Here is a 20355-nt window from a genome sequence, read left to right on the forward strand (position 1 = left end):
TGCCAATTATACCAATCTTTCTTGAAGATGCACGTAATAACAATTAGCCTTTTTATGGCGGTATCAGCAATATTGTGATTGATTAATAGTGTTTTAATGCTCTTAGAAACTCTTGTCGAGTACTTGGATTAGTTTTAAATCCGCCACCTAACGCAGTAGTGGTGGTTAAACTATTTGAATCTTTAATGCCTCGGGCTTTTACACAAAAGTGTGTTGCATCAATTGATACTGCAACATTGACCGTACCGAGTAGTGTTTGCAAGGCAACCAAAATTTGTTGGGTTAATCTTTCTTGTACTTGTGGGCGTTGTGAAAAAAACTGAACAATTCGATTGATTTTTGATAGACCGATCACTTTATCTTTCGGGATATAAGAAACGGTCGCTTTACCATCGATGGTGACAAAATGGTGTTCACAAACACTGGTTAAAGTAATATCACGAACAGTGATCATTTCATCAACCTGCATTTTATTTTCAATCAGGGTGATTTTGGGAAAGTTATGGTAGTTAAGTCCGGAAAAGATCTCATCAACATACATTTTGGCAACGCGGTGTGGCGTTTCGCTAAGGCTATCATCATGCAAATCAAGTTCCATGAGTTTCATGATTTCTCGGAAGTGCGCTTCTATTTTAGCTTTCCGTTCGCTATTTTCCATAGCTAAACGACATGATGGGGTTTCAAGATTTTTAGCTGCTAATGCCTCTTTGACTTTTTGTGCAGCGGGACTTAATTCTGTCATTTATTTAGTACTCAGGCGAAAATAGATGTCACATTATATATTACTCATATTGTGATATACAGTAATTTTCATTAATTGGATTGAATAAAAGATTGTTATTATCTGAATTATTTTTACACTATATTATCGGAGTCAACAAGAATATTGTTGTTAATTAGGTTATACTTATGGTTATTAAATTGAATAACATTTGGGTAACTATTTATGCCAAATAATGCGCCAATTATTTTAATTGATGGATCTTCTTATCTTTATCGGGCTTTTTTTGCATGTCCGCCTTTAACCAATGCCAATGGTGAACCGACTGGGGCAATTTTTGGTGTTGTTAATATGATTCGTAGCTTGATGAATCAATATAATCCTACCCATGTTGCGGTAGTTTTTGATGCTAAAGGTGGATCGTTTCGTAATGAAATTTATAGTGAATATAAAGCAACACGTGACGAGATGCCGGAAGATTTACAGCCACAAGTTGAACCAATTCACACCATTTTAAAAGCGATGGGTTTACCATTACTTTGCATTGAAGGTGTTGAAGCTGATGATGTGATCGGGACTTTAGCCAGACAAGCAGAAAAAGAAAATCTTCAGGTACTCATTAGTACTGGCGATAAAGATATAGCGCAATTAGTGAGTGATAAAGTTACACTGATTAATACCATGAATAATACGGTGCTTGATCCGCAAGGAGTCATGGATAAATTTGGTGTGCCACCAGGAAAAATTATAGATTATTTAGCATTAAGAGGCGACAATTCCGATAATATACCTGGTGTAGTTGGGATTGGAGAAAAAACAGCACAAGCTTTATTAACGGCTTTTGATAGTGTACAAGATATTTATGACCATTTAGACGATATTGAAAATTTATCGATTCGAGGTGCTAAATCATTAAAGCAAAAATTAATAGACAATCAAAAGGATGCTGAGCTTTCTTATCTATTAGCTACCATTAAAACTGATGTAGCATTAGATTTTACCAATGAACAACTACTTGTTTCAGATATTGATGTAAATAAATTAGTCGAATTATTTGCTTATTATGGTTTTCATCGTTGGCAAAAAGAATTAATAGCGGGTAATTTTTTAAAAAAACAAAAACTAACTGCTAATGATATTGAAAATATGTCATTATTTTCACAGGAAAACGATACCGTTAAAGATAAGATTGATACAGATTATCAATGTATATTAACCCATGAGCAATTAGATGATTGGATCAGTAAATTAGCTAACTGTAAGCAGTTTGCTTTTGATACAGAAACTGATAATGTTGATCATCTTCATGCTAAATTGGTTGGCATATCGCTAAGCGTTACACCTCATCAAGCTGCTTATATTCCAATTAATCACCAATATCTTGGTGTGCCAGATCAATTACCATTAAATGAGGTATTATCTAAATTAAAACCAATATTAGAAGACCCCGCAATTAAGAAAATCGCCCAAAATGCCAAATTTGATTATAGTGTGTTAGCTAATTATGATATCCATGTGCAAGGTATTGCTTATGATACAATGTTGGAGTCATATGTCTTAAATAGTAATGAACGACACGATATGGATAGTATGGCAAATCGTTATTTGCATCTTAAAACTATTACTTATAATGAATTAACCAAGGTTGACAAAAAACAAGTCACTATCGATGTTATTGAAGTTGAAAAAACTACGCAATATGCCGCTGAAGATGCAGATGTTACTCTGCAACTTCATCAGAAACTATGGCCTGAACTGGAAAAAGACCAAAAGCTCAGCAAGTTATTTACCGATATTGAAATGCCATTGGCGATTGTGTTGGCCGATATGGAAAGGACAGGAGTGTTAATTGACACTAAACAGTTAAATGACTATTCCATTGAATTAAATAAAAAAATGCTAGAATTAGAGGCCGAATTACATTTCCTAGCAGGTGAAAAATTTAATCCTTCGTCACCAAAACAGATTCAAGCTATTTTATTTGATAAACACCAGTTACCTGTTTTAAAAAAGACACCAAAAGGTGATCCATCAACTAGTGAAGATGTGTTGAGTGAACTTGCTGAGCAGTATGTTTTACCGCGTAAAATTTTGTTTTATCGTAGCTTGGCAAAACTGAAAAATACCTATACTGATAAATTACCACTGATGGTAAGTCCAATAGACCATCGAATTCATACAAATTACAACCAAATAGGTACGGTAACAGGGCGGTTGTCATCAAATGATCCGAATTTGCAAAATATCCCAGTACGTAATGAAGAAGGGCGGCGAATTCGGCAAGCATTTATTGCACCAAATGGTTATAAGATTATTTCAGCCGATTATTCGCAAATAGAGTTGCGCATTATGGCGCATTTATCACAAGATCAAAGTCTGCTTAGCGCCTTTGCTAATGATAAAGATATTCATAGGGTCACCGCGAGTGAAGTATTAACTAAACCAGAGGCAGATATTACAGCCGAAGATAGACGACGTGCAAAAGCAGTTAATTTCGGTTTGATTTATGGTATGAGTGCATTTGGATTATCGAAACAAATTAATCTTCCTCGTAAAGAAGCACAATCCTATATTGATCGCTATTTTGAACGTTATCCTGGCGTACAAACTTATATGGAAGAAACACGCCAATTGGCAATGCAACAAGGCTATGTGGAAACTCTATCCGGAAGACGATTATATTTACCAAAAATCATTTCTGGCAATGGTATTGAAAAACGCGGTGCTGAACGTGCGGCAATTAACGCACCTATGCAAGGTACTGCTGCAGATATCATCAAAACCGCTATGATTAAAATGAGTGAGTGGATAAAAAAACAACCGACAGGTAATATCAGAATGGTGATGCAAGTACACGATGAGCTGGTGTTTGAAGTTAAAGAAGAGTTGGTGAGTGAATATAGTGCGTTGATTAAATCAATTATGGAGAATTGTTACCAACTTTCAGTACCGTTAAAAGTTGATGTTGGTATTGGTAATAATTGGGATGAAGCGCATTAATCTTTTTATTAAAATTAACTTATACGTTATAGTTTGATTTTCATACTAAAATATATAGTTAATTATTCAATACTTTTATAAAATAGCTGTTAATTTTATGCTATTAGCGATGGCTTGCCGAAACCTTTTGGCATGTTAGAATAATCAACTAAATTGAATTTATTACAAAATGTTAGTACTTTTCTCATTTATGAGAAGAGTTTAAATAAAGAAGAGCGCGAGCAACGAATTGACGTTTGAGTGTTCTTTTTTGTTATTAATAGGATTATTTCATGAAAATTAAAACCCGTTTTGCACCGAGCCCAACCGGTTACTTACATGTGGGTGGTGCCCGTACAGCACTTTATTCTTGGCTATATACTCGCCATGCACAAGGTGCATTCGTATTACGTATTGAAGATACCGATCTTGAGCGTTCAACGCCAGAAGCGATTGAAGCGATTATGGAAGGAATGAATTGGTTGAAATTATCATGGGATGAAGGCCCATATTTTCAAACTAAACGCTTTGATCGTTACAATCAAGTGATTGACGAAATGTTGGCGAATGGAACGGCTTATCGTTGTTATTGTTCAAAAGAGCGCCTAGAAAAATTGCGTGAAGAGCAAATGGCTAAAGGCGAAAAAGCGCGTTATGATGGTCATTGCCGCTGTGATGAAGTGCAAAAACAACATTCCCATAGCGAACCGCATGTTGTTCGTTTTGCTAATCCGGTTGATGGCGTTGTGATATTCAATGATTTAATTCGTGGACCGATCGAAATTGCCAATAAAGAGCTTGATGATCTCATAATTCGTCGTACTGATGGGTCACCAACTTATAATTTTTGTGTCGTGGTAGACGATTGGGACATGGAAATTACCCATGTTATTCGTGGTGAAGATCATATTAATAATACCCCTCGACAAATTAATATTTTAAAAGCATTAGGGGCTCCACTGCCTGAATATGGTCATGTATCGATGATTTTAGGTGATGATGGGCAAAAATTATCTAAACGTCATGGTGCGGTAAGTGTTATGCAATATCGTGATGATGGTTATTTGCCAGAAGCATTATTAAATTATCTAGTTAGACTAGGTTGGTCTCATGGCGATCAAGAGATATTCTCGGTGCCAGAAATGGTGAGTTACTTTTCTTTAGATGCAGTCAGTAAGTCGGCAAGTGCATTTAATACTGAAAAATTACTTTGGTTAAATCATCATTATATTAATCATTTAGATGCTGATTATGTCGCGCAACATTTAGTTTGGCATATGAATCAACAAGGTTATGATTTAACTCAAGGCCCAGATTTGATTACCATCGTCAAATTATTTGGCGAACGTTGTAAAACATTGAAAGAAATGGCTGAATCAAGTTGCTATTGTTATCAAGATTTTGCTGAGTTTGATGCTGATGCTGCTAAAAAGCATTTGCGCCCTGTTGCCAAAGAGCCATTAGAAGTGGTTAAGGCTAAAATTGAAGCAATTTCTGATTTTGATTGGCAAATAGATAAAATTCATCATGCCATTGAAGCAACAGCAGCAGAGCTTGAGGTTGGTATGGGTAAAGTTGGTATGCCTCTTCGGGTTGCTGTAACCGGAATTGGTCAATCACCTTCAGTTGATGCTACTGTTTATGCGGTTGGAAAAAAACGCACCTTAGCCCGAATAGATAAAGCATTGGCTTATATTGCTAACAGAGAACAAACTCAAGCATAATCTCATTTAATCGCCGATAATAACTCGGCGATTCACTTTATCTTGTTGAGAGTTTATTATGGCTCGCTTAAAGAAACGTTATTGGATTCCGTCGTTTATACTGTTGATTATAATCATAGTAGGTTTATCTGGATGGCGTTATTGGTTAGCATTTAAGGATGAATATAATCTTTCGATAGACTGGCAAGGTATTAACATCAGCTGGGATGGTTTATCTTTTGCTGAACTAAATATTGTTCAGCCATCACAATTATCAGTAACGGCGAGCGATGTGAAAATATCATGGTCACAGCTAAGCGCTAAAAATATCGATATCTATTGGCAAAAAGCCGATTTAACCAATACACAAGCTGTAGCGAAGGTTGCTGATGATCAATTACAAAAACTTGATCAATCTACTTTTGAACCTTCATTGATCTCGACAATCATTGCCTGGTTACCAACAAATATTAACATTGAACATTTAACATTACACCAGCAAGATAGTGAGTTATTTAATCTGAAAGTTGCAGTAGTTAAAAATCAAAATACTTTGCAACTCAATTTAGCCAGTAACACTCAGGATATGGCAACGCTTGCTGCTGATATCTCATTTAATCAATTAAATTCATCAATTGAAATTGAAAATGGTGTTTTGACCACATCCTTATCGTATTTTGGTATTGAAAAAGGTAGTTTAACTTTACCATTCAGCGGTGTTTTAACCGATAAGCTATTTACTTTAAAGAGTACCGATAAAGCACAAGTTAATATTGAAAAAGCGAACTTCTCTGATGATTTAATTATTAAACCATTGATCGGAAAATTAACTCTTGATGCAGCATTGCCTATCCCATTTAAAACAAATCAAGTTAACGTCAAATCAACATTAACAATTAATAAATTTGACGGCATATATAAAGCTAGCGAATTTAAATCCGCCTTGGGGGATATAAATCTTTTATTTAACAATAATCAATTTACTGTTACAACTTCAGTATTAACCATTCAACAAGTGAATATTGGTGTTATTTTTGAAAAAATAAAATTAGCTGGAAGTTATTCAGCATCTTTAGCTGCACCAAATAAAGGAGTTGTAAAATGGCAATTAGCACAAGCAGCTATTTTTTCTGGCTCTGTTTCTCTTGATAAAGGGCAATTGAATTTAGCAAAATTACCCCAAAAATTTACTTTAAGGTTAAAAAAGATACAGTTAAAAGATATTTTTACAAAATATCCCGCCGAAGGCTTAGCTGGAGAAGGGGCGATAGATGGTGTTTTACCGATTACTTTATTGCCTTCTACTAAAAAAGGCACTGCTTTGACCGAAGTTATTATCAAAAATGGTCAATTAGTAACGGTTAATGAGGGCTTTTTACGGTTTGAAAATTCAGCATTGCAAAATTATGCACAAGCCAATCCTAATATGAAAATTCTCACTGATATTATTAAAAATTTTCATTATACTAAATTATCAGGTACGGTTAATTATGCTAATGAGATTGCTAAGTTAGGATTAAATATCCAAGGCAGTAACCGAGATGTTGAGAATGGTAAAGCAGTAAATTTAAATATTAATCTTGAAGAAAATATTGCAAAATTGTTGATAAGTTTACAACTTTCCGATCAGATTAACGAACCCATACGAAAACGTATTGAAGCGTATTTGAAAAGGAAATCTTGATAGATAAGAGGCTATATTATGCTAAAAAATATGATTACTATTATCGTGTGTAGCGCAGTATTAATTGGCTGTACACCAACGGTCAAGGTACAAGCGCCAAATGAACCAATTAATATCAATTTGAATGTTAAGATTGATCATGAAATTAATATTAAAGTTGATAAAGCCTTAGATAACATTATCAATAAATCAGGTTTATACTAAATTAATATTATTATCGGTCGTTATTTACAAATAATGTCATGAATCTAAAAAATTACTCTTGCGGAACATAAGATGATTTTTTAATAAATTTTACACATATTTAATACAATTTAATATGATGTATTTAATAAGGGGGTTATTATGAATATCTATAAAAAAGCAACGATAGCATTATTATCAATAATATTAGCTTTACCAGTTTTTGCTTTAAATTTAGATCAGGCAATTAATGAATTAAGTCAAGCCAAAGCTAATGGGTTGGTTGGTGAACAAGCTGATGGTTACCTAGGCGTGGTCAAAAATGAAGGTAATGCTAGCGAAATTGCTCAATTAATTAATCAGGCTCGTAAACAAGAGTATCAAAAAGTATCAGCTCAAAGTAATGTGCCATTAGTAGAAGTTCAAAATAGAGCAGGAACTAAAGCACAAGAAAAAACACCAGCTGGTCAATATATTAAACAACAAGGGCAATGGTTAAAAAAATAATAGTCAACTTTTACAGTAATAGAAAAAGTATAATGATATTGTACTTTAATTGTTAACCAATAATGTGTATGCTGTTATTTTTATGCTTTGCTTGTAATAATATTTAAAATAAGTTTTATTTGTAAATAGTATCGCTTTGGCGATTTTAAATGGAGAAAATCAATGTGTTCGATTTTAGGTATTCTTGATATTAAATCAGATCCAGAACAACTACGAACAAAAGCATTAGAACTATCAAGTCTACAACGTCATCGTGGACCTGACTGGTCTGGTATTTTTGCTTCTGATAAAGCTATTTTAGCTCATGAACGTTTATCAATTGTAGATGTTAATACAGGATCTCAACCGCTTTATAATAAAGACAAAACCCTAGTTTTAGCGGTAAATGGCGAAATTTATAATCATCAAGAACTCCGAAATCAGTACAAAGATCGTTATGAATTTCAGACAGGATCTGACTGTGAAGTTATCCTAGCCTTATATCAAGAAAAAGGTATTAACTGTCTTGATGATTTACAAGGTATGTTTGCGTTTATCCTTTATGATATTAATAAAGGTACCTATTTTATTGGTCGTGATCATATCGGTATTATCCCAATGTATATGGGATATGATGAAAACGGCACATTTTATGTTGCCTCTGAAATGAAAGCATTGGTCCCAGTTTGTAAAACTATTGAGGCTTTCCCTCCTGGTTGTTATTTATCTAGCACTGAAGGTGAAATTAAAACCTACTACAAACGAGATTGGATGGAATATGATAATGTCAAAGATAATAAGACAGATATCAATGAACTTCGTATAGCATTAGAAGAGTCAGTAAAAAGCCATCTTATGTCTGATGTTCCTTATGGTGTTTTACTATCTGGTGGACTTGATTCTTCAGTTATCTCAGCGATTACTAAAAAGTTTTCTGCGCGTCGAGTTGAGGATCATGAAAAATCAGAAGCATGGTGGCCACAATTACACTCGTTTGCGGTTGGTTTAAAAGGTGCACCTGATCTTAAAGCTGCCCAAGCAGTTGCCGATCATTTAGGTACTGTTCATCACGAAATTAACTTCACCATCCAAGAAGGTATTGATGCAATTCGTGATGTAATTTATTACATTGAAACTTATGATGTAACAACGATTCGTGCCTCAACACCGATGTACTTAATGGCAAGAAAAATTAAAGCTATGGGTATTAAAATGGTTCTATCAGGTGAAGGTGCTGATGAAGTATTTGGTGGTTATCTCTATTTCCACAAAGCGCCAAATGCTAAAGAGTTCCATGAAGAAACTGTGCGTAAATTAGCGGCACTGCATATGTATGACTGTGCGCGTGCTAATAAAGCAATGGCTGCTTGGGGCGTTGAAGCTCGGGTACCATTCTTAGATAAAAAATTCTTAGATGTTGCTATGCGCATTAACCCACAAGATAAAATGTGTGGTAGTAACGGTAAAATGGAAAAACACATTGTTCGTGAAGCATTTGAATCTTATTTACCAGCATCAGTGGTTTGGCGTCAAAAAGAGCAATTTTCTGACGGTGTAGGTTATAGTTGGATCGATACCTTAAAAGAGATTGCCGAAAGCAAAATTACCGATCAACAGTTGGAAAATGCAAAATTCCGTTTCCCATACAATACTCCAGCTTCAAAAGAAGCTTATATGTATCGTGAAATTTTTGATGAATTATTCCCAGTTGAAAGTGCTGCACATTGCGTACCTGGTGGTCCAACAGTAGCTTGTTCAACAGCTAAAGCGATCGAATGGGATGAGTCATTTAAAAATCTAAATGATCCATCAGGCCGCGCAGCGGTTGGTGTACATAATGATGCTTATAAAAAGTAGTATTAACTAATTCAATCTGAAAAAGGGCATTATGCCCTTTTTTTATATCTAAATAATTTGTTAAAAATTTTCATATTTAGATTATGCGATTATGAAAATAATTAATATATTCAAACAATTATTCTCCAATTTTCCTTTCTTATTTATTCAGCTTGCTCTCTAATAATTATAGAAAATAATTTTTTATTAAATATGTGATCTAAATTCACTTTTTTAAAAAGTTTATAAACTATACTAAATGTTACCAGTCACATTGTGGCTGAATGGAAATAAAATAATATTTATATTCCTATAAATAACTTTATATAAGTATATAAATCATGAATTAGGAGCATTGAGTGAAAAATTATAAAATCGCTATAATCAACTCAAGTAGTTTTGGAAAATATTTTCCTAATCATCTAGAAAGATTAGAAAAAATAGGTGAAGTAAAACATTTTACTTTTGAAAATAATATTCCAGGGAAGGAATTAGCTGAAGCATTGCAAGATTTTAATATTGTTATTGCCAGTGTCCGTCCTTTTTTTAACAAAGAGTTTTTTGATAACAAAAAACAACCGCTACTATTACTTTCCCGTCATGGCATCGGATTTAATAATGTTGATGTTGTTGCTGCCAAAGAGCATGGCACAATAGTTACTATCGTACCTCCTTTGGTTGAACGTGATGCTGTTGCTGAAAATGCAGTGACTAATTTACTTGCATTAATTAGACAAACAGTTCAATCACAAGAAGCGGTTAAGTCAAATGAATGGAAGAAAAGAGCCTCTTTTTTAGGTATCAATGTTACGGGTAAAGTAATTGGTATTATTGGCTGTGGCAACATTGGTAGTCGCGTGGCAGAAATTTTCAAACATGGATTTAATGCTCGCCTATTGGTGGTTGACCCAAAAGTTAATGTCGATTGGGCTAACAAAAATAATATTGAAATTGTTGAGTTAGATTATTTACTGCAAAATGCAGATATCATCTCGTTAAATGCCTCATTAAATGAAACTAGTTATCATATTTTAAAAGCGCCGCAATTTTCTTTGATGAAAAAAGGCGTTTATATAACTAACACTGCTCGAGCCGAATTAATTGATGAAACTGCACTTTTAAATGCGCTCGATAATGGCACTGTAGCTGGTCACGCAACAGATGTCATGTATGTTGAACCTTCATACAGTGATCATCCTTTAGTTAAACATCCTAAAGTTCTTGTTACGCCGCATACTTCTGCTTATGCAATTGAATGTCTGCAAGGTATGGGGGAAAAATGTGTACAAGATGTAGAAAATTTTGTTAATAACTTAGAACTACAATCGGTGGTTTCTTAATCATTTAACTTAAACTAACTAATTAATTATAAAAATAGTAAGGAGTTTATATATGCAAGAAATGCATGTAACGTTTCTTCAAGCAGCTATTATATCAATATGGGTTGCAATGGTAATGTCTCGGGGTCTAGGTGGTGCTACGTTAACGTTGCGATTTACACCAATGATGACCGGTTTAATCGTTGGGATTGTGTTTAATGACATTCCTAATGCAATGATAACAACAGCAGCTATTCAGTTGATTTATATGGGTGTTTTTTCACCTGGTGGGCAAATGCCATCAGAACCAGCTATAGCAACAGCAGTTGCTGTTCCCGTCGCATTGTTGGGTAAAATGGAACCTACAGCCGCTGTTGCTGTGGCAGTACCGGTAGGTTTATTAGGATCTTACTTATATCAATTAAGATTTTTCTTTAATACTATGATAATGAAATTAACGGAAAAATATGCCGAAGAAGCCAATAGCAAAGGGTTAACCTTTTCTATCATTGTGTTACCAATAATTTGTAGCTTTGCATTGTTCGTACCGTTTATGTTTGTTGCGTTATATTTTGGGGCACCGATTATTGCTGATGTGATTAAATCGAATGCCGGAGGACTAGTTTTCCATATTCTTAATGTAATTGGTGGTGGCCTTGCTGCTGTGGGTATTGCGTTAACCATTTATGTTATTGGTAAAAAAAGCTACATCATTTTCTTCTTACTTGCCTATTTCATGGCGGTTATTGCCAAACCACTAAATATTACCATGGTAACTTACGCAATAGTTGGTGCAATAGTTGCGTTTATTTTTGTTCTTGCAAAAAATGAAGCAGTAAATTCTGCTGTAGATCAACCTAGAAATAATTCAAATAATAACAATCAAGTTGATGACGATGATTATTAATCATTAGTTATTTGATTAATAAATTAGAAAGAGGAATTTTATAATGACAGAAATAGTACAAGAAAGTATTGATCTAAAGCCAGAAACGATTACTAAAAAAGATATCACATTTGCATGGTTACGTTGGTATTATGCCAATGAAATTCCACACTCATTTGACCGTTATCTTGCGGCATCATTAATGTGGGGATTAATGCCAATTCTTAAAAAGTTATATAAATCAAAAAGTGAATTAGCTGCTGCTTATCAACGGCATTTGTTATTTTTTAATACTCAAATTACGTGGGGTGGTGGAACAATTTCAGGAATTATGGCTTCATTAGAAGCGGTGCGTGCTGATGAAGTTTATCAAAACAAACCGATTAGTATCGACAATGATGTGCTTTATAACACTAAAGCCGGTTTAATGGGAGCCTTGGCCGGTATTGGGGATGCGATTGACTCGGGTACTATACAATATATTTTTATTGCCATCGCATTACCTTGGGCGCAAGAAGGTTTAGCAATAGGTGCGTTATTCCCATTTGTTGCTTTTGTTTTATATCAACTATTTGTTGGTTACTATTTTGCCCAATTAGGATTTAAATTAGGTAGAAATGCGGCAACAGAAGTTGTTGGTAATAAGATGCAGATGATCATAGAAGCCTTATCTATTTTAGGTCTATTTATGATGGGTATTTTAGCTGCAAGCTATATTAAAGTTTCTTCAAGTTTAAAATTTACCTTATCTGGTAAAGATTTCATTATACAAGATACATTGGATAAGATTCTACCTGGAGTATTACCGCTTGTTGTTGTAATGGGACTGTACTTTTATTTTTCTAAGAAAGGTTTGAAAGTAACAAAAGCATTAATTGGGCTAACAGTTATTCTTGGTGTTTTAGCAGCAATTGGTATTTTATAAAAATAATTAAATATAAATAATAATAGAGGTTTTAAATTATGGGAAAAGTTGTTTTAGCTCGAGTAGATAGTCGTCTGATTCATGGACAAGTCGCAACAAATGTTTCAAAAGCTGCCGGCGCTAATGCTTTATTTGTTGCAGATGATTATTCGGCAAATGATGAATTCACCAAAAATATTATTCTTGGCGCAGGTGCCAGCACTGGTCATAAAATTAGAGTATTAAAAGAAGATGGTGCGGTTAGGTATTGGAATGATCGTCAATATGATGATTTTAACGTTATTTTAATTACTAAAAATATTGAAGTAATGTATAAAATTATTAAATCTGGCGTACCTGTAACTAATCTTAATATTGGCGGTTTACCACTGGTTCCAGGGGCAACCTCAATCATTAAAGAAGTATCGATTAATAAAGAGCAACTCGATTTATTAATTGATTTACAAAATAGTTTTCCGAATATGGATATTTATTGCCAAGCAACGCCTTCATTAAAGAAAGTACCTTTAAGTGAAGTAATTAAAATGTTTGAATAATATAGGATTAATAACATGATCGGTGTTTTATTAGTTAGCCATGGAAGTATGGCGGCGGGAATAAAAGACAGTGTGAAAATGATTGTTGGAGAACAAAGCCAATTTGAATCATTATCACTTAATCCTGGGCAAGATATAAATCAGTTAAAAACTGATTTATTCAATTGTTCAAAATCTTTAGATTCTGGCGATGGTGTTCTTATCTTTGTCGACCTTTATGGTGCATCTCCATATAATGCTTCGATGCAATGCGTTCCGCAATGGAATGAGCTTGGTATGAATGTTCGAGTCATTACTGGTATGAGTCTGCCTATGGTAATTAATGCAGTATGTAATAGGGATTCTGTGTCCTTGAATGATCTTACTGCCGAATGTATCGAGGCAGGGCATGAAAATATTCAAGATGCCATTGCCAACATATCTCAATCAAACAACAATGAAAATGATGATGACTATTAATGTAATAACTAATTTAATGTTATTAAGTTAATTTTTATCTTAATCTATTTATAGTTAATATGATTTTAAAAATCATATTAACTATATTGTCTAACTTTATATAAAAATAGTTTATTAATAATGGAAATATTGAAAGATCTGATTTTACGATATGGCATCATATTTGGTAAAAGGTTTAATCCAAAAGAGAAAATCTCTTTTTTAAGGGTAATATCTAAGGAATTAGCGCCATTAGGTTATCAAGTGGATGCGAAACTATCTAAATTAAAATTAGCAACTAGACGTTATCAAAATTATTATAATGCTTATATCGGCGATCTTAATAAAGCAGAGGTCGTTATTTGTACTAATTACGATACAGGCATCAATAATTTTAATTTGCAGAAAACGTATGCTTTTCAATCACAATTTAGTAAGCTGACTTACTTTATTAGTGTCGCTCGCTCCGTTTATATTTTTATTCATTGCATCATTAATATTAAATTACCTCGTTTTTTTACCTGATATCCGGATTAATGGCTTTTTTAGTGTTTCTGGCATTTCAGCTATAGTTTCAACAGTGCTATTGTTTTTCTTAATTGCCAAATTTAAAAGTGGCATTCCAAACACTAAAAATTTCGTTTGTAATTCATCAAGTATTATTACTATTATTAATCTTATTAATAAGTTAGATAAAAAAGAAAAGAAAAAAATTGCTTTTGTTCTTTATGATGGCGGCAATAGTGGCCAATATGGTTTAAAAATGTTAGAAAGCTATGCTAAACAAATCAAAGATAAAAAATTTATTTTCTTGGATAGTATTGCGAACGGTGATGATTTAGTTTTTTTTAAACCACAAGGATCTGATCTAAATATAGCGGATGTTCATTTTCATGATGGGAGTATTGAAACTCAATTATCTAATTACATTATGATCACATCAGGTCATATAAATGAAGATAATAAAATTCTTATAAAAAATGCTCACTCGTCTAAAGATAATTATTTATCTGATGAAAGATTAGAAAAACATACACAATCGCTACGAGATGTATGCCGAGCATTGATGAATGAAAAATGATAATGGATTGTTGCGGAAAAGAACTTGATACCTACCGATAGAATTGAGTAGGTATCAGAATTATGATGAACTAATGTGTAGCGCCTTTTGCTGCACCAATAGGTAGAATTGTACGACCAAATTGTTCATTTAGAACTTCAGCCATCGCAAGATAAATTGCACTCGCACCACAAATTATGCCTTCAAAACCAGCAATATGAATAATGTCATGGTTACCAGAAATATTACCAATTGCTAATAGAGCGAATAAAATGGTTAAGCTGGCAAAAACAAATTGTAATGCTCGGTTAGCTTTTAATGTACCAATAAACATAAATGCGGTAAAAATCCCCCACAGTGCTAGAAAAATCCCTAAAAAAGTTGCATCGGTAGGTGCAGTTGCTGGTGAAGTAGGTAAGTACCAAATACCAACTAAAGCAATCCAAAAGAAACCGTATGAAGTAAACGCGGTTGTTCCGAAGGTATTTCCTTTACGGAATTCTAAAATTCCTGCGATTACTTGGGCTAATCCACCATAAAAAATACCCATAGAAACGATTGCCGTCATAACTGGAAAAAATCCTGCATTATGAATATTTAATAAAATTGTAGTCATACCAAAACCCATTAGTCCAAGTGGACCTGGATTTGCAAGTTTTATTTGTTCCATAAGGATCCTATAAATTAATCTTAGTAAAAAAGAGCGGCAATAATAAGTGTTGAAAAGCTGATAATCAAGATTTTGTAAAAAATAATTTTGTATCACCCCTTGATATTAATAATATTGTTCCCATTTATGTGAAAACAAAAACATTTCTTTATCTAAAATGGGACTTGAAAACGATGTTTTCAGTCTTATATATAAGAAATAAAATACAGGTTTGAGGAGAAAAGATTATGGGTAAAATTATTGGTATCGATTTAGGTACAACAAATTCATGTGTTGCAGTAATGGATAATGGTCAAGCAAAAGTATTAGAAAATGCCGAGGGTGATCGCACAACCCCTTCCATCATTGCTTACACTCAAGATGGTGAAATCTTAGTTGGTCAACCAGCTAAACGCCAAGCCGTAACCAATCCACAAAATACATTATTTGCAATTAAACGTTTAATCGGTCGTCGTTATGAAGATGCTGAAGTACAACGTGATGTTGGTATTATGCCATATAAAATTGTTAAAGCTGATAATGGTGATGCTTGGGTTGATGTTAAAGGTCAAAAAATTGCTCCACCGCAAATTTCTGCTGAAGTATTAAAGAAAATGAAGAAAACTGCAGAAGATTATCTTGGTGAGCCTGTGACAGAAGCAGTTATTACTGTTCCTGCTTATTTTAATGATGCACAACGTCAAGCAACCAAAGATGCTGGTCGTATTGCCGGTTTAGATGTAAAACGTATTATCAACGAGCCAACCGCAGCAGCGTTAGCTTATGGTTTAGATAAAGATGTTGGTAACCGTACTATTGCTGTATATGACCTTGGTGGTGGTACTTTTGATATCTCAATTATCGAAATTGATGAAGTTGATGGTGAAAAAACATTTGAAGTATTAGCAACAAATGGTGATACTCACTTAGGTGGTGAAGACTTTGACTCACGTTTAATCAACTATTTAGTTGACGAATTCAAACGTGAACAAGGATTTGATCTTAAAAATGATCCATTAGCAATGCAACGTTTAAAAGAAGCTGCTGAAAAGGCGAAAATTGAATTATCATCAGCGCAACAAACTGATATTAACTTACCGTATATCACGGCTGATGCAAGTGGGCCAAAACACTTAAATATCAAAGTGACTCGCGCTAAACTTGAATCATTAGTTGAAGATTTAGTTAAACGTTCAATGGAACCTGTTAAAACAGCATTAAAAGATGCCGGTCTTAGTGTCTCTGATATTAAAGATGTCATCTTAGTTGGTGGTCAAACACGTATGCCAATGGTTCAAAAAGCTGTTGCAGATTTCTTTGGTAAAGAACCACGTAAAGACGTTAACCCTGATGAAGCAGTAGCTGTTGGTGCCGCAGTACAAGGTGGTGTATTAGGTGGTGATGTTAAAGATGTATTATTACTTGACGTAACACCATTATCATTAGGTATTGAAACAATGGGTGGTGTAATGACTACCTTGATTGAGAAAAACACGACTATCCCAACAAAACATAGTCAAGTATTCTCAACTGCTGAAGATAATCAATCAGCTGTAACTATCCATGTATTACAAGGTGAACGTAAACGTGCAAGTGACAACAAATCATTAGGTCAATTTAACCTTGATGGTATTCAAGCTGCACCACGTGGTATGCCACAAATCGAAGTAACCTTTGATATCGATGCTGATGGTATTTTGCATGTATCAGCAAAAGATAAAAATACTGGTCGTGAGCAAAACATTACCATTAAAGCTTCTTCAGGATTAAGTGAAGAAGAGATCCAAAAAATGGTAAATGATGCTGAAGCAAATGCTGATGCAGACCGTAAATTTGAAGAATTAGCTCAAATTCGTAACCAAGCAGATCATCTTGTTCACTCAACTCGTAAACAAGTGACTGAAGCTGGTGATCAATTATCAGCTGATGATAAAACAGCTATTGAAAGTGCTGTGAGTGATTTAGAAAATGCCGCTCGCGGTGAAGACAAAGCAGAGATCGAAGCTAAAATTAATGCATTAATGGAGGCTTCAAAAAAATTACTTGAGTTAGCTCAACAACAAGCTCAAGCAGATCAATCTGCAGGTCAAGCAAATAGCGGAAGTGCTGCAGGACAAGATGATGTTGTTGATGCAGACTTCAAAGAAGTTGATGATGAAAAAAAATAAGCATTAACTAATATGTTTTTTAATGAGTTATTGCAACGAGTTTTAAACATGTAAAACATTAAACGGGCGCGAGGTAACTCAAGCCCGTTTAGTTGTTTATATAATGATTAAATTTAAAGGTTAATTATGGCGAAGAAAGATTATTATGAAACATTAGGCGTGAGTAAAAATGCCAGTGAAACTGAGATAAAAAAAGCCTACAAACGCCTAGCCATGAAATATCATCCGGATAAAAATCAGGATAACAAAGCTGAAGCTGAAGCAAAATTCAAAGAAGTTAAAGAAGCTTATGAAATCTTAACCGATCCACAAAAGAAAGCTGCTTATGATCAGTATGGCCATGCTGCTTTTGAACAAGGGCAAGGTGGCGCAGGTGGGTTCGGCGGTTTTGGTGGTTTTGGCGGCGGTTCTGCATTTGATGATATCTTCAGTGATTTCTTCGGTGGTGGCCGAGGACGAGGTCAAGCAGCATCGCGTGGTAATGACTTACAATATAATATTTCATTAACATTAGAAGAAGCTGCTAGCGGTGTAAGCAAAGAGATTAAAGTACCAACTTGGGTAAATTGTGATGTTTGCCATGGTCAAGGAACTGAAAAAGCTTCAGATGTTGTAACTTGTAATACCTGTCACGGTGCTGGTGTTGTGCAAATGCGGCAAGGCTTTTTTGCTGTGCAGCAAGAGTGTCCGACTTGTCATGGGCGTGGAAAAGTGGTTAAAAATCCATGTAAAAAATGTCATGGCGAAGGACGCGTTCAAAAAACTAAAACACTTTCTGTTACTATTCCTGCTGGGGTTGATACAGGAAACCGTATTCGACTTTCAGGTGAAGGTGAAGCTGGATTAAACGGTGCACCTGCTGGTGACTTATATGTACAAGTACAAGTAAAACCGCATGCAATCTTTGAGCGAGATGGCACTAATTTACATTGTGAAATTCCAATTAATATTGTGTTAGCATCACTAGGTGGTGAGGTTGAAGTACCAACCCTGAACGGTAAAGTTAGCCTAACCATACCGGCCGAAACACAAACCGGTAAAATGTTTAGATTACGTGGAAAAGGCATTAAATCATTACGAGGCAGTGCTGTAGGTGATCTCTATTGCCATGTTGCAGTTGAAACACCAGTTAATCTAACTAGCAAACAAAAAGAGTTATTAAAAGAGTTAGGCGAAAGTTTTAAATCCGATAAAAACTCAAAACACAGTCCAAAAGAAAAAGGCTTTATTGATAAAGTGAAGAAGTTTTTTGGATAACCTTCATTATTGATTATACAATCGAGCCAAATAATGGCTCGATTTTTTTATTCTGCTTTTTTAAATAACATTATTACTGTTTTCAGATATCGTATATTTTTCTTTATTATTCAATATTCCTTATTGACATTAAACCATATCTTAATTAGCATATTAAATTAGTAAGGTGGCTAACTAATTTTATGGATATAAAGTATGCAGCTTGAAAATCGCTATTTATCTTTTTGCAATATTTTGAAGAAACAAAACACGGTAGATTTAGAAAAGATCCGAACATGCTTTACGTTGTTATCTGTTGCTAATCTAATTGATATAGAGTGTGCCAAACGTCTTCAAAAATATCATCTCTCAGAAAGTCGATTAATTATTTTAGTTTTATTAAAAGAATACCAAGAATTATCTTTGCAAGAAATTGCTAAATTATTAGGGATAACTAAAGCTTCAACAACAACACTTGTTAGTTCTCTAATTAATGATGAGCTAGTATCAAAAAGAAATGATGAAAATGACAAAAGAATTTCCATTATTTGTTTAACCCCAGCAGGAATGGATTTATTGACGGAAACGTTAAAAGAGCACAGTTTTTGGATAGAAAAAATAACTAATAATTTATCTGATAATGATGTTGCTATATTCAAAAAGGTATTAAGCCAAATTCATGAAAATGTATCAAGAAAGGAAGTCGTTAAATGAAACTAATTGAAGATTTACAAACATTAAGACAAGATTTAATTACCCAATTACCCCAAGATGTACAAAATATTCTGGATAACTCATTAGCAGATATGTTAAGTGAAAAACTAGATAGTCATTCTTTACAATGTGGAGATATTGCACCAGACTTTTCACTAATATCAACTGATAATCAAGAAATCAATTTATACAAATTACTGGAAACCAAACCCGTAATTATTAGTTTCTTTCGAGGTAGTTGGTGCCCGTTCTGTGTAAAAGAATTAGAACATTTTCAAAATAATTTAGAGCTAATTCAGCAAGTTAAAAATATGCATTTTATTGCTATTTCACCACAGAAAGCTGCAATTAGCGCACAGTTAAAACAAGAAAAATCGATGTCGATAACGATACTATCAGATATTAAAAATAACATAGCTAATAAGTTTGGTTTAGTATTCACATTACCTGAAAAAGTTAGAGAGTTATATAATAGTTTAGGTGCTAATTTATTGGATTTTAATGGCGATGATAGCTATACATTACCAATACCAGCAACTTATTTAATTGGGCAAGATAAAAAGGTTTATTTTGCTTATGTTAATGCTAATTATATGGAACGAGCTGATATATCCGAATTAATAAATGTATTAAAGTAATAAAAATTTAAATTTATCTAGCAATATGAAATGTTACTAATCTGATATAAAAAGGGATAATATTTATATTATCCCTTTTTATATTAAATTTAATTAAAACTATAAAGTTACATTTTAGTTGTGAGAACATACGCAATAACATAACGCTATTGTTCTAATGTGAGTGAGTTATAAGGTAACAGCTTGTGAAGATA

General features: G+C 33.9%; 19 protein-coding genes. 17 read left to right on the forward strand and 2 right to left on the reverse strand.

Translation table 11 applies throughout. From position 1 onward, the window contains the following. Positions 1-82 precede the first annotated feature (82 nt). Complete coding sequence (gene folE, locus B6C84_RS00130; RefSeq protein ID WP_065614770.1) at positions 83-742, reverse strand: GTP cyclohydrolase I FolE; 660 nt, start codon at positions 740-742, stop codon at positions 83-85. Positions 743-946: 204 nt separating this feature from the next. Here folE and polA point away from each other — a divergent pair, with 204 nt between their 5' ends. The 13 genes from polA to B6C84_RS00195 all read left to right on the forward strand — a co-directional run bounded on the left by polA (position 947) and on the right by B6C84_RS00195 (position 14777). Then, complete coding sequence (gene polA / locus B6C84_RS00135) at positions 947-3721, forward strand: DNA polymerase I (RefSeq protein WP_086353719.1); 2775 nt, start codon at positions 947-949, stop codon at positions 3719-3721. Between the two features lie 272 nt (positions 3722-3993). After that, positions 3994-5424 (forward strand): glutamate--tRNA ligase, encoded by a 1431-nt coding sequence (gene gltX, locus B6C84_RS00140; protein ID WP_086321139.1) that lies wholly within the window; start codon positions 3994-3996, stop codon positions 5422-5424. 58 nt (positions 5425-5482) lie between these two features. Beyond that, positions 5483-7087, forward strand: a complete 1605-nt coding sequence (locus B6C84_RS00145; protein WP_086321140.1) for an intermembrane phospholipid transport protein YdbH family protein — start codon at positions 5483-5485, stop codon at positions 7085-7087. A gap of 18 nt (positions 7088-7105) precedes the next feature. Then, on the forward strand, positions 7106-7291 hold the full coding sequence (locus tag B6C84_RS00150) for a YnbE family lipoprotein (RefSeq protein ID WP_173795303.1): 186 nt from the start codon (positions 7106-7108) through the stop codon (positions 7289-7291). Between the two features lie 141 nt (positions 7292-7432). After that, positions 7433-7777: a YdbL family probable chaperone protein gene (locus B6C84_RS00155; protein ID WP_065577938.1), complete on the forward strand. Its 345-nt coding sequence runs from the start codon at positions 7433-7435 to the stop codon at positions 7775-7777. Positions 7778-7939: 162 nt separating this feature from the next. Beyond that, a complete protein-coding gene (asnB, locus tag B6C84_RS00160) occupies positions 7940-9613 on the forward strand; it encodes an asparagine synthase B (protein WP_086321141.1) in 1674 nt (557 codons plus the stop codon). A gap of 338 nt (positions 9614-9951) precedes the next feature. Continuing rightward, entirely contained in the window at positions 9952-10932 is a 981-nt protein-coding gene (locus B6C84_RS00165; protein WP_065614765.1) for a D-isomer specific 2-hydroxyacid dehydrogenase family protein, read from the forward strand. A 52-nt stretch (positions 10933-10984) separates the two neighbouring features. Further along, a complete protein-coding gene (locus B6C84_RS00170; protein WP_086321142.1) occupies positions 10985-11818 on the forward strand; it encodes a PTS mannose/fructose/sorbose/N-acetylgalactosamine transporter subunit IIC in 834 nt (277 codons plus the stop codon). A 43-nt stretch (positions 11819-11861) separates the two neighbouring features. Further along, entirely contained in the window at positions 11862-12722 is an 861-nt protein-coding gene (locus tag B6C84_RS00175; protein WP_065614764.1) for a PTS system mannose/fructose/sorbose family transporter subunit IID, read from the forward strand. Between the two features lie 38 nt (positions 12723-12760). Beyond that, positions 12761-13258, forward strand: coding sequence for a PTS sugar transporter subunit IIB (locus B6C84_RS00180; protein ID WP_065577934.1), 498 nt, complete (start codon positions 12761-12763; stop codon positions 13256-13258). A gap of 15 nt (positions 13259-13273) precedes the next feature. Next, the gene (locus B6C84_RS00185) at positions 13274-13717 is read left to right on the forward strand and encodes a PTS sugar transporter subunit IIA (RefSeq protein ID WP_065651396.1); all 444 of its coding nucleotides are present in this window, start codon (positions 13274-13276) and stop codon (positions 13715-13717) included. Between the two features lie 120 nt (positions 13718-13837). Continuing rightward, positions 13838-14221, forward strand: coding sequence for a hypothetical protein (locus B6C84_RS00190; protein ID WP_086353720.1), 384 nt, complete (start codon positions 13838-13840; stop codon positions 14219-14221). Between the two features lie 55 nt (positions 14222-14276). Further along, on the forward strand, positions 14277-14777 hold the full coding sequence (locus B6C84_RS00195; RefSeq protein ID WP_086353721.1) for an FHA domain-containing protein: 501 nt from the start codon (positions 14277-14279) through the stop codon (positions 14775-14777). 70 nt (positions 14778-14847) lie between these two features. Here B6C84_RS00195 and satP read toward each other — a convergent pair whose 3' ends face one another. After that, on the reverse strand, positions 14848-15426 hold the full coding sequence (gene satP / locus B6C84_RS00200; protein WP_034903495.1) for an acetate uptake transporter: 579 nt from the start codon (positions 15424-15426) through the stop codon (positions 14848-14850). Positions 15427-15653: 227 nt separating this feature from the next. Here satP and dnaK point away from each other — a divergent pair, with 227 nt between their 5' ends. From dnaK to B6C84_RS00220, 4 genes are all read left to right on the forward strand, one after another. Continuing rightward, entirely contained in the window at positions 15654-17573 is a 1920-nt protein-coding gene (gene dnaK / locus B6C84_RS00205; protein ID WP_034903492.1) for a molecular chaperone DnaK, read from the forward strand. A 126-nt stretch (positions 17574-17699) separates the two neighbouring features. Beyond that, on the forward strand, positions 17700-18830 hold the full coding sequence (dnaJ, locus tag B6C84_RS00210) for a molecular chaperone DnaJ (RefSeq protein ID WP_065614762.1): 1131 nt from the start codon (positions 17700-17702) through the stop codon (positions 18828-18830). A gap of 195 nt (positions 18831-19025) precedes the next feature. After that, the gene (locus B6C84_RS00215) at positions 19026-19523 is read left to right on the forward strand and encodes a MarR family winged helix-turn-helix transcriptional regulator (RefSeq protein WP_065614761.1); all 498 of its coding nucleotides are present in this window, start codon (positions 19026-19028) and stop codon (positions 19521-19523) included. After that, positions 19520-20161 (forward strand): peroxiredoxin-like family protein, encoded by a 642-nt coding sequence (locus B6C84_RS00220; protein WP_086321144.1) that lies wholly within the window; start codon positions 19520-19522, stop codon positions 20159-20161. The genes B6C84_RS00215 and B6C84_RS00220 overlap by 4 nt, the downstream gene beginning before the upstream one ends. Positions 20162-20355: the final 194 nt, after the last annotated feature.

Source organism: Gilliamella apis (assembly GCF_002142155.1).
Classification (GTDB): Bacteria; Pseudomonadota; Gammaproteobacteria; order Enterobacterales; family Orbaceae; genus Gilliamella; species Gilliamella apis.